This is a genomic window from Pseudomonas imperatae (genome assembly GCF_057128625.1).
This window is the reverse complement of the sequence record NZ_JBSKHP010000024.1, coordinates 93,041-108,727: the sequence shown is the minus strand read 5'-3', so window position 1 is coordinate 108,727 and position 15,687 is coordinate 93,041. Positions and strand designations below refer to the sequence as shown.

Sequence of the window (15,687 nt, the reverse complement as noted above, 5' to 3'; positions counted from 1 at the left end):
CGAGCGCCGCCCGCGCGGCGCGACGCAGCCTGGCGGCAGCATCTACATTTGTTGCAACGTGCCATGGCCTGATGGATTGGCGTCGCCAGCCTTGTTTGCCCGCTTTAGATAGATATTGTCCTTCCGTTCCGGGCAGCGGCTTACCTGGGGGAGATGGCACAGGCGATAGTGCATGATTTGAAGATTCAGGTGGCACACAACAGCGCAGCGTGATCGCGTTGTGGCGCTGGACTGGATTAGCGGCTGGTTCGGCGCTTTGGGTTGACTGGGGATTGGCTGAGTTCGGCGGTAGGGCCACGAAACACAGAGAAACAAGACCAGAGGGAAGCAGCGCGACCGAAGCCGGTAAGATTTTCCCCGCCCGGATACGAAAATGGCCCCGCAGAGCGGGGCCATAAATACTTACCTAGTGTCATCACCAGCATGAACCAGAAGGACTTCTGGGAGAGGACGGGCTAGGGCTGCAGCACCAATATAATCGGTCATGCGAGGATGCGCAAATTTGAGCAATGCGATAGCAGAATCAGTCCTTGAAAGCCTTCTTTCCAAACCGAGAATCTCCCGCTATGCGCTTAATCCCCATGGCAACGCCTATCCATCGGACCATGGCACGTTGCAACAAATGTAGATGCTGCCGTCAGGCTGCGTCGCGTCGCGCGGGCGGCGCTCGATCTCAAGAGCGCCAGAGAAAACAAGGCATGCGCCTTCGCGCCCTGATGCGGTTGCACGTCAGGCACATCGGGCGTTCTTCGCAGGTTACGGCCTCGGATTGCGTCAAGGCCACCAAGCGCTAGCCGATGTTGTTTTGCCGCTGTTGAGATCGAGCGCCGCCCGCGCGGCGCGACGCAGCCTGGCGGCAGCATCTACATTTGTTGCAACGTGCCATGGCCTGATGGATAGGCGTCGACAGCCTTGTGTGCCCGCTTCAGATAGATATTGTCCCCCCGCTCCCTACACGATACCCTTCCGCCGTCGCCAACCAGCGACACGGACTTGGCGGTCCGTTCAGAACGCGCAACACCCCCAATCCTCACCCAGGCGGCTAACCCCTGCCCGGATGCAGATCTATGGCGGGTTGCGCAGGGACTTGTTCGCAAGTGCCGGTTCGTTCTGTCCGGTCCGCCAACCTTGTGCAATCCGTCACCCAAACCTGCTTGGCGGCAGGCGGTGCCGGTCTAACCTACAGAACGGATACTACCCAATGACCGATCCAACCCCGCACCAAACCCAAGGCCAAACCACCTTTGCCCCTTGCGGCCCCACCGCCACCCCACTGTTCACCGTCAACCCCGACGTCCCGCTCCTGGATGCCCTGGCCCACAGCGCCAACCTGCAACTCATCGCCAACCAACTGATGACAGACGCCGCCATGGGCGACGACGGTCCTCACCTGGCGTGGGCAGCAGCTTATTTGGGGGAGATGGCACAGGCGATCGTGCATGACCTGACGATACCGGTGGCATACAGCAACGCACGCTGATTGCGTTGTGACGCTGGGCTGGATTAGCAGCTGGTTCGGCGTTTTTTAATATCGGGTGGCTTAGAGCGCTTACGCGCCTCCAACAGGGCCCTCACATTACCTGCAGATGTATGAGCATTCGAAAGCCCCCACAACCTTGTGTCGAACGCACAAGGCTGGCAACGCCGATCCCACAGGCCATGGTACGTTGCAACAAATGTAGATGCTGCCGCCAGGCTGCGTCGCGCCGCGCGGGCGGCGCTCGTTCTTGAGAGCGACAGAAAAACCAAGGCATGCGCCTTCGCGCCCTGATGCGGTTGCACGTCTGGCACATCGAGCGTTCTTCGCAGGTTACGGCCTCGGATTGCGTCACGGCCACCAAGTGCTAGCCGGTATTGTTTTGCCGCTCTTGAAATCGAGCGCCGCCCGCGCGGCGCGACGCAGCCTGGCGGCAGCATCTACATTTGTTGCAACGTGCCATGGCCTGATGGATAGGTGTTGTCAGCCTTTCTTGTCCGCTCGGAAATGATGGATAGGTGGAGCAGACGCCCACTCCGTCGCATCTTTGACAAAACCTATTGACGACGCATTTAGTAACACCTTAAATGTCTCCATCAGGCATCAATCGTTCCCCCGGTTCTGCACAGTCTTGCAGGCCTGAAGCGAAGCCAATCTGGCTTCCACATCCCCTTCAAACATGTGCACACCTGCGCCTACGTCGCCCTTGGCGGTAGCGTGCCCCACCGTTTTCAACGCCAACCTGCCCATCACGGGGGCCCCATGCCCCTGCGCAGCGTTTGCGACTTGCCCCACCCTCGTCAACCCGGGCCAGGCTTACGGGTTAAACGCCCACTGACATGCCTCCCCCTTCCCGGGGCGCGTGTGGTTGCTTCTATAAAGGAACTTCCCATGACAGTCATCGACGCGCCAGTCCTGGCCCAGGAAAAAAGCGTGAATCGGCTTGCCTACCTCGATTCCCTCCGGGGCATTGCTGCAGTCCTGGTCGTCATCACCCACCTGTGGCTGCCTTCCCTAGGGGCGTGGTCGCTGCCTGATCACTTCCTGCTCGACATCGGCAAGATGGGGGTCATCTGGTTCTTCCTGCTCAGCGGGGTGGTCATCCCGTTCAGCCTGCACCCCGGCCCTGGCGGGGCCCGGCGCTTTATCGTGTCGCGTGGGCTGCGGCTGTACCCCACCTACTGGCTATCGATGGCGGTGTTCGTCGCCATGCTGGCGCTGACCGGCGCGGAGCTGCCGAGTGGCCGCGCCATCATGGCCAACCTGACCATGCTGCAGTCAGCTTTCGGCTACGACGACGTGGTGGGGCTGTACTGGACACTGTTCATCGAGTGGGTGTTCTACGCCCTGTGCCTGGGCCTGATGCTGATGAGCAGGCTGCACGATACGGCGTTCCGCGCCCTCTGCGCGCTGGGACTACTGCTGGTTGCGCTGGCCATGGGCATGGCGCGCATGCTGCTGCACCGCAAGCTGCCGGTCGCCCTGCCCCTGGGGCTTTCATTAATGCTGTTCGGCTCGATCTGGCGCGACTGGATACTGGGCCAGGCCACCGCCACCACCAAACGCTGCGCTGTTGCGCTGCTGGGCGCCTACTGCGTGCTGCTGCCGCCGACATTCTACGCGGCCTACGGCTTCGACACCGGCCTGGGCGAGTACTGGCTGCGTTACCTGTTCACCTACGCCCTGGCCATCAGCAGCTTCCTGGTGCTGACCCAGCGCGTGCGCCTGCAGCAGCCACTGCTGCTGTGGCTGGGCACCCGCAGTTATTCACTGTACCTGCTGCACCCCAGCATGGCGTTGCTGGCGGGCTACTGGCTGGGCAGTGCCAAGCCGTCGATTTTGCTGGCACTCGTGGCTACCGGCCTTGCGTTCCTGGCAGCCCATGTGAGTTACCACTACGTTGAGTGGCCCTTCATGCAGCTGGGCAAACGCCTCAACGGCAAAGCGCGGGCGCCCATGCCGTTCATTCCTGAGTTGCAGGTGCCTCAGGAAACCAGCAATCGATCATGATTTCAGTGGGATTTGCAGCAGAGAAACCGGCCCTGAGTCGGTTTTTTTGTGCCTGGGGTTTGGCCGGAGCGCTCTACCGTCCGCTTAGCAACTGGGTCGGCGCCTTGAAGGGCTCCGCGCCACTCCAGCCTCCCGACACAATCACATACGTACTATAGCCGTACGTCGTTTGACGCCGCCCCCGACCTGCCACTACCATACAACCTGTACGTCAGTTGTACGTACCGGACGCACTTGCAGTCAAACGCCTCCGATCGTAGATGCCACCCCCCAAGGAAGGAATCACCAGGAACCCCCACCCGGGGTGTTGTTCCCGAGAAGTCAGATGTAAGCACCACAGGACATGCATCAACTTACAATCAATACCCCCGAGGAACAGCACGATGTCTTTTTCAGCAGAGACACTTAAAGGTGCAAAAACCGCCAGGCTCGATCTGAAAACCACAGAGTTTGCGAAGGAATTCATCCGCAAGGCTGCTGCGATTTCCGGTTTGGACATGACGTCTTTCATCCTGGCATCCGCTTTCGAAAAAGCCGAAGCCGTCATGGAGACCTACCAACGCATTGAGCTTTCGGAAAAAGCCTTCGCCCGCGCCCATGAGTTAAATCAACAAAGCGCAGAAGCCCCAAAGCCCCACGAGAATCTGGTAAAACTTTTCAGGAGCAGAAATGAGCGATCCGGACCTGACCTACGCCCAGGTAAATCTGAATGAGGGTTTGGACACTGTAACTCTGCCGAAAACGTTTAACTGTGGAGACTCCGTCCTCGACAAATACGTGACTTCGGGAAACCTGAAGAGGGCTATCAAGGCAGAGAACCTGCATGCCACCGGCCTATTTGACGAGTCCCAGACGCTCATCGGCTTCATGACGCTGGGTTTCGCCTTACTCGACAAAGCGCGGGTAAAAACGTTCTTAAGGTCCAATCAACCTCCACAGCTTCCCGTCGCGAAAATAATCATGATTGCCGTGGACTCACGCTATCAAGGCCGTGGGCTTGGCACCGACTTGATGCTCGAGGCATTTACCAAGGCTGTCTCAGTGCACCGGACGATTCCCTTGAAGGGTGTCTATCTGGATGCCGCGCCCGGTAAAGCAACCTTCTATTCCGAGATGTTCGGGTTCACCGCCCTGGAGGAGCCTTCCACTGCCACCAGTACCCCGATGTATATCCCTATCCAAGACATCATAGCTGCGCTATGCGAGGGCTGATTCTGATTGCCAATACCTCGACCGCTGCGCCGCCTCGTCCAACACAGGCTACGGCATGAGCGTACTGCACATTATTGAGCCCCCATCACCCCGTTCGCCTCCCGAAACCCAAGCGCCTCATCAGCAAACTCAAACGTCCCGCCATCCCTCACCTCCCGCGCCGCCCGCAACAACGCCCCCAGCGCCGCCCGGGCAAACGAGCTGCCCAGGCTGACCCTGCGCACCCCTGCCCCTTCCAGCTCGCGGGCAGTGAGTTTCGACCCCGCCAGCCCCATCACCACGTTCACCGGCTTGCCCAGCGCCGCGCACACCTGGCGAATGGCCTCGAGGCTGGGCAACGACGGCGCGAACAGCACGTCGGCGCCAGCCCGTTCAAAGGCCACCAGGCGGTGGATGGTGTCGTCCAGGTCCGGGCGGCCCTGGCTGAAGTTTTCCGCGCGGGCCACGAAGGTGAACGGGAACGGCAGGCTGCGTGCAGCTTCGACGCCGGCGATTACCCGTTCCAGGGCGTGGTTGAAGTCGTAGATGGGCGCCGCGGCGTTGCCGCTGGCATCTTCGATGGAGCCGCCCACCAGGCCGATGTCGCCGGCCATGCGGATGGTGGCGGCAACAGCTTCAGGGCTGTCGCCGAAGCCGTTTTCCAGGTCGGCGCTAACCGGCAGACCGGTGGCCTGGACGATGGCCTGGGCGTTGGCCAAGGTTTCGGCGCGCGACACGGCCCCTTCGCCATCGCGGCGGCCGAGGCTGAAGGCCAGGCCGGCGCTGGTGGTGGCCAAGGCCTGGTAACCCAGTGATTCGAGGATTTTCGCGCTGCCGGCGTCCCAGGCGTTGGGCAGGATGAAGAGCTTGGGCTGGGTGTGCAGGGCCTGGAAGGCCAGGGCTTTGTCGAGGGTTTGCATGAGAGGCCTCGCCAATAGTGGAGAGGTTTAAGTTGTAGCAGATCGCGAAGAGTACGACGTTCCCTGGTGTTGCCGATGGCCAGCGCAGCCTGCCGGCAGCGGCTACACCGAGAGGCCACTCACTGCGCGCGCACCGGCTCCCCACCCGCGCAGGTCCAGTCCACCAGGCGAATGCTGTCGCGGCCGCCGCGCTTGGATTCGTACAGCGCCGCGTCGCCCAGTTCGATCAAGGCCGTCAGGCTGGCCGGCGGCTGGTCGAACAGGTTGGCGCCAATGCTCAGCGTCACGGCTTCTGGGGTGGCGAAGGCCTCTGCGGCGGCGCTGTGGAAGCGGTCGCGCAGGGCACTGCCCAGTTCGACGATGGCGTCGCGCGAGGCGTTGCTCACCAGGATCACGAACTCGTCGCCGCCCAGCCGCGCGGCCAGGGCGTGCTCGGGCAGCACCGCGCGGATCATCTCGCTCAGGGCAATCAACAGGCGGTCCCCGGCGGTGTGGCCGTGCAGGTCGTTGACCAGCTTGAAGTTGTCGATGTCGATCAGCAGCAAGGCGCCAGGCCGCACGCTGGACACATCCTGCAGCAGGCGCGGCGCCCGCTGTTCCAGGGCGCGACGGTTGTACAGGGCGGTGAGCGGGTCGCGGGCGGCCAGGCGGGCGATGTGCTGCTCGCGGCGGTAGCGCTCGGTGCCGGTCATGGACAGGGCGATCAGCATGATCGCCATGGCGCCTTCCACCAGGGAGATCTGGATGATTTCGCCGCGGAAGGCCGCCAGGTCGATCAGGGTGCCGGGGATGACCACCGACAGCGCCTTGGCAAAGTAGAACAGGCCGTGCAGCAACAGCACGTAGCGCAACTGCACGGCGCCCACGCTGAGGGACTTGCCGTGGGGGCGCAGCAGGAAGCTGGCGCGCAGGGTGACCAGGCCGATCATGCTAGATTGCGTGGCCATCATCGCCTTGGACCACCAGGGCCCGTCGGGCAGGAACAGCATGCCCAGCCAGATGGCGATGATCAGGTACCAGGCCTTGGACAGCCGCGCCTCGGTGAAACGCGCCACGCCCAGCAGGAACAACCAGTGGGCGGTCACCAGCAGGCCGTTGGCGAACCAGATGCCCACCACCAGCAGGCCGCTGCCGCGCAGCAGGGCCAGGGTAGAGCCAACGGTGATGATGGCGAAACCGGCGCTCCACTGCAGCAGCGATGGCGAGCGCACGCTGGCCCACTCCACCGCCAGGTACAGCGCGGCAGCGGCAGCCAGGGCGATGGTGATCGTCAACATTGTGGGTGGGTCGAGCGCCATGTTCTGACAAGGCCTGTGCGGGTCATTTGCGATGAGCGGATTGTAAGCGTTCGGGCCGGATTTTCGGAGAGCCTGGTCAAGTTTTCGGATGACGGCCTTCTGCGACACGCTGTCGCCTGTGCCATCGGCGGCGCGGGCGGAATCTTTATTGATCGGGCGGGTAATTTTCGGCGGTTGCGGGCAGGCGGTGAGCGCTGGTGGCTGGTGGCACTACCCAGGCTCGGTTAGTCAATCCAGCGCAGATAACTCGCGCAAAACCTCGGGGTGCAGGCTGGCAACGCGAAGCAACGTCTGCGCCGCCCCGGTTGGCTGACGGCGACCTTGCTCCCAATCCTGCAAGGTACGCAGGCTCACACCGAGCAGCTTGGCAAAAACGCTTTGGGAAACGCCAACCCGCGAACGGGCCTCAGCCGCACGGGACAACGCCACTGGGGTGATTCGTGCTGCATGGCCTGCCTTCATCTGGCGAACCGAGGTCAGCAAATCACGCTGGAACTGTTCCATCTCAGCGTCCATTGGGTACCTCGTGTTTGAGTCGCTTGAGCAACGAGGCAGGCACCCTACGCAAAGCCGTACAACCCAACAACACCCAGACTATTTCCGTATATGAACAGAAGCGCAAATCGCGCCCAACAAAAAACCCGCCGAAGCGGGTTTTGTGTTTTGGCCCATTCAACTCCCTGTCGAAGTGAATCCTTTCGTGGCCTGTCATCCTGACGCCGGGCAACTCCTTTGCCTCAGCTGTTGGACGTAGATTAAGGCCACGGGCGGGTTTCCCATAGAGGCGATTGGAAGCACGGCGTGTAATACATTGGCTATTACACTATAGGCTCCGTCGCACCCGCATGGCTGTAGTACGCTTGGGAAAACGCCAAGGACCGCTGCCCATGACCCAGAACATCTACGACAACCCGGATTTCTTCGCCAATTACGCCCAGCTGGGGCGCTCGGTGCACGGCCTGGACGGCGCCGCCGAGTGGCCGGCGCTGCAGGCCATGCTGCCGAACATGCACGGGGTGCGGGTGGTGGACCTGGGCTGCGGCTATGGCTGGTTCTGCCGCTGGGCCGCCGAACAGGGCGCGCGCAGCGTGCTGGGGCTGGACGTGTCGCAGAAGATGCTGGAGCGCGCCCGCGCCACCACCGGCGACGCACGCATCCAGTACGCCCAGGCCGACCTGGAACAGTTGGTGTTGCCCGAGTGCAGCGTGGACCTGGTCTACAGCTCGCTGACCCTGCATTACCTCAAGGACCTGCCCGGCCTGCTGGCCGCGGCGCACAAAGCGCTGGTGCCCGGCGGGCACCTGGTGTTCTCCATCGAGCACCCGATTTTCATGGCCGCGCGCCAGCCGGACTGGCTGACCACCGCGGACGGGCGCAAGACCTGGCCAGTGGACAGCTACCAGCGCGAGGGTGAGCGAGTGACCAACTGGCTGGCCGACGGCGTGGTCAAACAACACCGTACCCTGGGCACGCTGCTGAACGCGGTGATCGACGCCGGCTTCACCCTGGCGCATATCGAGGACTGGGGCCCCACCGCGCAAGAGCTGGCGGCGGTGCCAGCACTGGCCGATGAGGTGGAGCGGCCGATGCTGTTGCTGGTGGGGGCGCACCGATGAGAACATTTGTACTCCTGCTGCTCGGCACCCTGGCCACCGGCGCGTTCGCCGCCAGCGAACCCAAGCCCGACTGCGCCAATGCGTTGACCACGGTGCAGATGACCCAGTGCGCAGCGCTGGATGCGGACGCCGCCGAGGCGCAATTGAACACGGCGTACCAGCAGCTGTTGAAACGGCTGGGCCAGCCCGACACCGCCACGGACAAGTTCAGCCTGATGCGCCAGAAGCTGCAGGTGGCCCAGCGCGCGTGGATCAAGTTCCGCGACGCCGACTGCGACGCGGTGTACCAGGTGAACGCCTCGGGCACCATCCGCGGGCTGGCGGCGCTGGGCTGCAAGCGGGCCCACGCCGAGCAGCGCACCAAGGAGCTGCAGGCCTACCTGGGGCCATGACCCCCTGCGGCAGCGGCTACAGGTTTGACGCACCCGCGTATCAAACCCGTTAAGATAAGCCTCTCCCCCGCCACCGCAGGCCCCACCGTGTCATCACTCATCGTCGCCCTCGGCGCTTCCGCCGGTGGCCTGGGGCCACTGGAAGGTTTCCTGCGCCTGATGCCGGGAGATTCGGGCGCCTGCTTCCTGGTGATTCAGCACCTGGACCCCGACCACCCCAGCCTGCTGGCCGAGATTCTTGGCCGCGCCACCACCCTGGCCGTGCTGGAAGCCACTGACGGCGCGCGCCTGCTGGCCAACACGGTGTACGTGATTCCGCCCAACCACGACCTGCGCCTGGCCGGCAAGCGCCTGGTGCTGGGGCCGCGCCAGCAGCCCGCGGGCCAGCACCGGCCGATCGATACCTGCTTCGCCTCCCTGGCCGAGCAACACGGTGCGCGCGCGGTGGGCATCGTGCTGTCCGGCACCGGCAGTGACGGCACCCGTGGCTGCCGGGCCATTCTCGACCACGGCGGCAGGACGCTGGTGCAATCCCCCGAGGAAGCCGCCTACAGTGGCATGCCCGACAGCGTGATCCAGGCCGGCAATGCCACCCAGGTGCTGACCGTGGTGCAGATGGCCGGGGCGCTGTTCAGCGAGCCGCTGCCGGTGGCCAATACCGCCCTGCAACACATTCTGCTGCACCTGCGGCAGAGCACGGGCCACGACTTTACCCAGTACAAGAAAAGCACCATCGCCCGGCGCATCGAACGGCGCATGCAGGTGCAGCAGGTGGCCAGCGAGGCCGACTACGTGCAACTGCTGGAAACCAGCGCCAGCGAGGCGCAATTGCTGTTCAACGAGCTGCTGATCAACGTCACCCAGTTCTTCCGCGACCCGCTGGCGTTCCAGGTGATGCAGGCGCAGGTGCTGCAGCCCATGTTGGCGGCCAAGGGCCGCGACGAGATGCTGCGCATCTGGGTGGCCGGCTGCGCCAGCGGCGAGGAGGCCTATTCGCTGGCCATTTTGCTGCACGAGCTGCTGCAGGGCCGCGACCAGCCGTTGACCGTGCAGTTCTTCGCCACCGACCTCGACGCCGACGCCATCGCCACCGCACGGGCCGGGCTGTACCCGCCCAGCATCGCCGAGGACGTGGGCGCGCACCGGCTGCAGCGCTATTTCACCCAGGAGGAAGCTGGCTACCGGGTGCGCAAGGAAATTCGCGAGATGATCGTGTTCGCGGTGCAGAACGTGATCAAGGACCCGCCCTTCACCCGGCTCGACCTGCTGTGCTGCCGCAACCTGATGATCTACCTGGGCCACGCGCTGCAGAACCGCCTGGTGCCCAGCTTCCATTACGCGCTGAAGCCGGGCGGCGTGCTGTTCCTGTCCCCCAGCGAGAGCATCGGCGGCCACGCCACGCTGTTTTCGCCGCTGCATCGCAAGTGGAAACTGTACCGGGCCATCAAGGGTACGATGCCCGCCTCCATGCCGTTGAACCGCAGCCTGTCCTGGGTGCCCGAACGGATCGCCAAACTACCGGAACACCCCGCGAAAATGACCCGTGAAAGCAACATCGCCGAACTCACCCGCCGCGCCCTGTTGCAGGACTTCGGCCCCGCGTCGGTGGTCACCGACCTGACCGGCACCATCCTCTACATCCACGGCGACACGGGCAACTACCTGCGCCCGGCGCCCGGCCAACCCAGCCTGAGCGTCATCGACATGGCCCGCGAAGGCCTGCAACTGGCCGTGCGCAACGCCGTGCAGCAAGCGGCCGACGGCAGCCTGACGCAGCCGCTCACCGTCACCACCGATGGCATCAACCGCCAGGTGCAGGTCAGCGCCCGGCGCCTGGCCGACAGCGCCCAGGGCGAACGCCTGTTGCTGATTACCTTCCAGGACCTGCCCGGTGCGCCTGCCACCAGCAGTGAGTCGCTGAGCCAGCCTAGCCCCGAGAACGTCACGCGCCTGGAGCGCGACCTGGCCTACACCCGCGCCAACCTGCAGGCCACCATCGACGAGTTGCAGGACGCCAACGAAGAGCTGAGCTCGGCGAACGAGGAAATGCAGTCCACCAACGAAGAGTTGCAGTCCTCCAACGAGGAACTGGAGACCTCGCGCGAGGAGCTGCAATCGGTGAACGAGGAGCTGGTGACCGTCAACGCCGAGCTGCAGGCCAAGATCGAGCAGCTGGGCGACATGCAGAACGACATGAAGAACCTGCTGGACAGCATCAACATCGGCACCATTTTCCTCGACACCCACCTGACCATCCGCCGCTTTACCCGCGACGCGGTGAAAATCTACCGGCTGATCCCCAAGGACGTCGGGCGGCCGCTGGCTGACATCACGTCGTACCTGGACAACCTCGACCTGCTGGTGCCCGCGCAACAGGTGCTCGACACCCTGATACCCCGCGAGATAGAGCTGTGCACCACCACCGGCGACTGGTTCATGGCGCGCCTGCTGCCCTACCGCACCCTGGACAACGTGATCGACGGCGTGGTCATGACCTTCCACGACATCAATGCCCGTGTGGCCAACGAACAGGCGATCCAGGCCGCCCGCGAGCTGGCCGAAGCCATGGTGGACACGGTGATCGAACCGCTTTTGCTGCTCGATCACGACCTGCGGGTGGTGACGGCCAGCCGCTCGTACTATCGTGAATTCCACACCGGGCCGGCGCAGACTGCTGGCCGTCGGCTATATGAGTTGGGCAACGGCCAATGGGATATCGTGGCACTGCGCAATCAGTTAGGCACCATTCTGCAGGACAACACCAGTTTCGATGGGTTTGTGGTGGAGCAGGTGCTGGCCGGCGGCGGCCCGCACACCATCACCCTGAACGCCCGTCGTGTCGCCGGCAGCGGCGCGCGGCCACACCTGATCCTGTTGGCCATGCAACTCCAACCGTCGAAAACCTAGAGGGTCTGCTCCATGAAGTTGCCGACACCTGCACAGGCGTTACCCCAGGATGTGCAGGCCGGCAACACGCAGCTGCTGTACGACCTGCAGATGCACCAGGTCGAGCTGCAGATGCAGAACGAGGAGCTGCGCAACGCCCACCTGGCCCTGGAGACCTCCCGCGACCTGTACCTGGACCTGTACGAGCACGCGCCGGTGGGCTACCTGACCCTGTCTACCCAAGGGGTGATCGAAGCGGTGAACCGCACAGGCGAGAGCCTGCTGGGCTGCGCGCGCGAGCGGCTGCTGCAACGCCGCTTCGCCAGCCGCGTGGCCAGCCATGACCGCGACCGCTGGCAGCAGGTGTTCGTGCGCATGTGCCGTGGCGCCCAGCCCGAGGAATGCGAGCTGACCCTGCGCCGCGCCGATGGCAGCCTGTGGCAGGCGCGGCTGAACTGCGTGCAGCACCCCAGCCAGCCGCCCAGCGTGCGCGTGAGCATCACCGACCTCACCGCCCGCCAGCAGCTGGAAAGCCGCCTGAGCCTGGCGGCCAGCGTGTTTACCCATGCCCGCGAAGGCATCATGATCACCGACGCGGGCGGCACGATCGTCGAGGTCAACGACGCCTTCAGCACCATCACCGGCTACGCCCGGGCCGAAGCGCTCGGCCAGAACCCGCGCTTCCTGGCCTCGGGCCTGACCGAGCCGGGCCTGTATGCCGACCTGTGGCGCAGCCTCTGCGAAACGCACCACTGGCAAGGCGACCTGTGGAACCGCCGGCGCAACGGCGAGAATTTCGCCACCCGCCAGACCATCACCGCCATCCTCGACCCACAGGGCAGGGTACAGCACTACGTGTCGCTGTTCACCGACGTCACCGAACTGCACGAACACCAGCGCCAGCTGGAATACATCGCCCACTACGACCCGCTGACCCACCTGCCCAACCGCGTGTTGCTGGCCAGCCGCCTGCAGCAGGCCATGACCCGTGCCTTGCAGGCGGGCAGCAAACTGGCCCTGGCTTATCTCGACCTGGACGGTTTCAAGGCCATCAACGACCTGCACGGCCACGAGGCCGGCGACCGCGTGCTGACCACCGTGGCCCGGCGCATGAAACACACCCTGCGTGATGCCTGCACGCTGTCGCGCCTGGGCGGCGACGAGTTCGTGGCGTTGATCGTCGACCTCGACCATGTGTGCGACAGCGCGCTGATGCTTGAACGCCTGCTGGCCGCCGCCAGCGAAGTGGTACACATCGGTGCGCTGCCCATCGAGCTGTCCGCCAGCATCGGCGTCAGCTATTACCCGCAGGAGGGCGAAGTCAGCGCCGACCAGCTGCTGCGCCAGGCCGACCAGGCCATGTACCAGGCCAAGCTGGCCGGCAAGAACCGTTTCCACGTCTTCGATGCCCAGCACGACCTCGACCTGCGCGGCCACAACGCGCGCCTCGACCGTATCGACCGCGCCATTCGCGAACAGGAGCTGCGGCTGTACTACCAACCCAAGGTCAACCTGCGCACCGGCCTGGTGGTGGGCACCGAGGCGCTGCTGCGCTGGGAGCACCCGGAAAAAGGCCTGTTGCTGCCTGACAGTTTCCTGCCCTTGGTGGAAAGCAACGCGCTGTCGGAAGTGATCGGCGACTGGGTGCTGGACGGCGCCCTGAAGCAGATTCAGGCATGGCAGCGGCAAGGGGTGCAGGTGCCGGTCAGCGTCAACGTCGGTGCCCGCCAGCTGCAGCACCCCGACTTCGTCGCCAACCTGACCGAGCGCCTGGCCGCGCACACGGACGTCGACCCGCGCATGCTGATGATCGAGATCCTGGAAACCAGTGCGCTGGAGGATATCGAAGGCGTGTCGCAGACGTTGCGCACCTGCGCGGCCATGGGCGTGCGCTTCGCCCTGGACGACTTCGGCACCGGCTATTCGTCGCTCAGCTACCTCAAGCGCCTGCCGGTGGCGCAGCTGAAAATCGACCAGTCATTCATCCAGGGCATGCTCGATGCCCCCCAGGATATCTCCATCCTGCAGGCCATCCTGGGCCTGGCCAGCGCCTTCGACCGCGAGATCATCGCCGAAGGCGTGGACAACGCCGCCCAGGCCAGGCGCCTGCTACAGATGGGCTGCGAGCTGGCCCAGGGCTTTGGCATCGCCCAGCCCATGGCCGCCGAAGCGGTGCTGGGCTGGATCAACGACTGGCAAGCCAGGTCGCACTGGTAGGCCGGCTCAATACACCTGCGGCACAATCAACTCTTCGGGCACCGGGCTGCGGGTGTAGTCCAGCTGGCGCTCGCGCTGGGGCAGCTCGATGGCCGGGTGTTCCACTTCCTCGTACGGCATCTGCGACAGCAGGTGGTTGATGCAGTTGAGCCGCGCCTTCTTCTTGTCGTCGGCCTGCACGATCCACCACGGCGCCTCGCTGATGTGGGTGCGCTGCAGCATCACTTCCTTGGCCTTGGTATAGGCCTCCCAGCGGCGCCGCGACTCCAGGTCCATGGGGCTGAGCTTCCACTGCTTGAGCGGGTCGTGGATGCGGCTGAGGAAACGCAGGTGCTGCTCCTGGTCGGAGATGGAGAACCAGTACTTGATCAGCTGGATGCCGGAGCGTGCCAGCATGCGCTCGAACTCCGGCACGCTGCGGAAGAACTCCTCGTACTGCTCGTCGTTGCAGAAGCCCATCACCTTCTCGACGCCCGCGCGGTTGTACCAGCTGCGGTCGAACAGCACGATCTCGCCGGCGGCCGGCAGGTGCGACACGTAGCGCTGGAAATACCACTGGGTGCGTTCGCGGTCGTTGGGCGCCGGCAGCGCCGCCACGCGGCACACCCGCGGGTTGAGGCGCTGGGTGATGCGCTTGATGACCCCGCCCTTGCCCGCCGCGTCACGGCCTTCGAACAGGATCACCACCTTGTGGCCGGTCTTCACCACCCAACTCTGCAACTTCACCAGCTCGCCCTGCAGGCGGAACAGCTCGGCAAAATACTGCCGGCGCGCGTGCTTCTCGGGGCTTTCGGGGATGTTGTTGTCGAACAGCTCATCGAAGTCGAAGCCATCGTCCAGCAACTCGAGTTCAAGCTCTTCGTCACCGTGGTCGACCAGCTCGCGGTGAATGCGGTGCATCAGGGTATCGGCGCTGGCGTGCATGATGGATTCTCCCGTGGATGTCGGACGTTTCCGAGATGGTAGGGAGAATTTGTGACCGGGTGGTTAAGCCTGGCGGCAGCTGCTACAGAAGGTTTATAAGCGCCTAAAACGCCATCATGAAAATTGTGACCGCCTCGTCATTTTAAGCACAACGCCATCAAAAGCACTCACGACGCTACATTTTTGACACCAAAAACCGTCAATATAATGTTACTAATAATAAGGTTATTGAGAAGCCAATCCCATTCTCATTGTTCATCTGGCTGCCGCGCTTTAGGTCGGCATGCCCAAGACACGGAGGTCTTATGCGCCTATTTCGCATTCCAGGCAGCGTCGCGCTGCTCGCTGTTTCCCTCATGCCCCTGGCCCATGCCGAAGAGGCCACCCAGGAACGCCTGTGTGGCTGGTACGAGAACCCTACCCCGCGAGTCATCAACCTCATCGACCACGAAGGCAGCTGGAAAGTCGCCACCGCCGACGGCTACAGCGCGCCAGGGCAGAAGCCGATTTTTCGCGCCAGCCAGTGGATACGCACCAACGGTGACTACGGCTATGGTTGCGCCTGCCTGTCCGGCGACATCGATGAACAGACCCACACGGTCAATGCCATTGCCACCGCCACCGCGCGCACGCTGGCAGCGTGCCGCTCTGACGCCAGCCTGCGTGAACCGTCGGCGTTGAAGGGCAAGAACGTGGTGGGCGCCATTGTGATGTAGCACGCAGGATTGGCAGAATTTGTGTGATTGTTGTCATTTC

Annotated in this window: 13 protein-coding genes; 9 read left to right on the top strand and 4 right to left on the bottom strand. The window is 63.7% G+C overall.

Going from position 1 to position 15,687, the window contains the following annotated elements:
* The first annotated feature begins 1,201 nt into the window (after positions 1–1,201).
* From ACWKWX_RS25335 to ACWKWX_RS25320, 4 genes are all read left to right on the top strand, one after another.
* On the top strand, positions 1,202–1,480 hold the full coding sequence (locus tag ACWKWX_RS25335) for a DUF3077 domain-containing protein (protein ID WP_483829232.1): 279 nt from the start codon (positions 1,202–1,204) through the stop codon (positions 1,478–1,480).
* Between the two features lie 888 nt (positions 1,481–2,368).
* Positions 2,369–3,487 carry an acyltransferase family protein gene (locus ACWKWX_RS25330; RefSeq protein WP_483829231.1) on the top strand — a complete coding sequence of 373 codons (1,119 nt, stop codon included), beginning with the start codon at positions 2,369–2,371 and terminating at the stop codon, positions 3,485–3,487.
* Between the two features lie 383 nt (positions 3,488–3,870).
* A complete protein-coding gene (locus tag ACWKWX_RS25325; protein ID WP_416422710.1) occupies positions 3,871–4,200 on the top strand; it encodes a type II toxin-antitoxin system TacA family antitoxin in 330 nt (109 codons plus the stop codon).
* The gene (locus ACWKWX_RS25320) at positions 4,157–4,699 is read left to right on the top strand and encodes a GNAT family N-acetyltransferase (protein ID WP_416422709.1); all 543 of its coding nucleotides are present in this window, start codon (positions 4,157–4,159) and stop codon (positions 4,697–4,699) included. Before ACWKWX_RS25325 ends, ACWKWX_RS25320 begins: the two co-directional genes overlap by 44 nt.
* Before the next feature lie 71 nt (positions 4,700–4,770).
* On the opposite strand, the gene ACWKWX_RS25315 is transcribed toward ACWKWX_RS25320, so the two are convergent.
* The 3 genes from ACWKWX_RS25315 to ACWKWX_RS25305 all read right to left on the bottom strand — a co-directional run bounded on the left by ACWKWX_RS25315 (position 4,771) and on the right by ACWKWX_RS25305 (position 7,412).
* Positions 4,771–5,598: an isocitrate lyase/PEP mutase family protein gene (locus tag ACWKWX_RS25315; RefSeq protein WP_483829230.1), complete on the bottom strand. Its 828-nt coding sequence runs from the start codon at positions 5,596–5,598 to the stop codon at positions 4,771–4,773.
* A 119-nt stretch (positions 5,599–5,717) separates the two neighbouring features.
* Entirely contained in the window at positions 5,718–6,896 is a 1,179-nt protein-coding gene (locus ACWKWX_RS25310) for a GGDEF domain-containing protein (protein WP_483829229.1), read from the bottom strand.
* 228 nt (positions 6,897–7,124) lie between these two features.
* Complete coding sequence (locus tag ACWKWX_RS25305; RefSeq protein ID WP_476294956.1) at positions 7,125–7,412, bottom strand: helix-turn-helix domain-containing protein; 288 nt, start codon at positions 7,410–7,412, stop codon at positions 7,125–7,127.
* 371 nt (positions 7,413–7,783) lie between these two features.
* Here ACWKWX_RS25305 and ACWKWX_RS25300 point away from each other — a divergent pair, with 371 nt between their 5' ends.
* The 4 genes from ACWKWX_RS25300 to ACWKWX_RS25285 all read left to right on the top strand — a co-directional run bounded on the left by ACWKWX_RS25300 (position 7,784) and on the right by ACWKWX_RS25285 (position 14,007).
* Positions 7,784–8,512, top strand: a complete 729-nt coding sequence (locus ACWKWX_RS25300) for a class I SAM-dependent methyltransferase (RefSeq protein WP_483829228.1) — start codon at positions 7,784–7,786, stop codon at positions 8,510–8,512.
* On the top strand, positions 8,509–8,904 hold the full coding sequence (locus tag ACWKWX_RS25295; RefSeq protein WP_483829227.1) for a lysozyme inhibitor LprI family protein: 396 nt from the start codon (positions 8,509–8,511) through the stop codon (positions 8,902–8,904). The genes ACWKWX_RS25300 and ACWKWX_RS25295 overlap by 4 nt, the downstream gene beginning before the upstream one ends.
* A gap of 87 nt (positions 8,905–8,991) precedes the next feature.
* Entirely contained in the window at positions 8,992–11,811 is a 2,820-nt protein-coding gene (locus ACWKWX_RS25290) for a chemotaxis protein CheB (protein ID WP_483829226.1), read from the top strand.
* A 12-nt stretch (positions 11,812–11,823) separates the two neighbouring features.
* Entirely contained in the window at positions 11,824–14,007 is a 2,184-nt protein-coding gene (locus tag ACWKWX_RS25285) for a putative bifunctional diguanylate cyclase/phosphodiesterase (protein WP_483829225.1), read from the top strand.
* A 6-nt stretch (positions 14,008–14,013) separates the two neighbouring features.
* Here the strand turns inward: ACWKWX_RS25285 and ppk2 are convergent, their stop codons facing one another.
* Entirely contained in the window at positions 14,014–14,931 is a 918-nt protein-coding gene (gene ppk2 / locus ACWKWX_RS25280) for a polyphosphate kinase 2 (protein WP_416422701.1), read from the bottom strand.
* 305 nt (positions 14,932–15,236) lie between these two features.
* On the opposite strand from ppk2, the gene ACWKWX_RS25275 reads away from it, so the two are divergent.
* Entirely contained in the window at positions 15,237–15,647 is a 411-nt protein-coding gene (locus ACWKWX_RS25275) for a DUF4087 domain-containing protein (RefSeq protein WP_416422700.1), read from the top strand.
* The last annotated feature ends 40 nt before the right edge of the window (positions 15,648–15,687 follow it).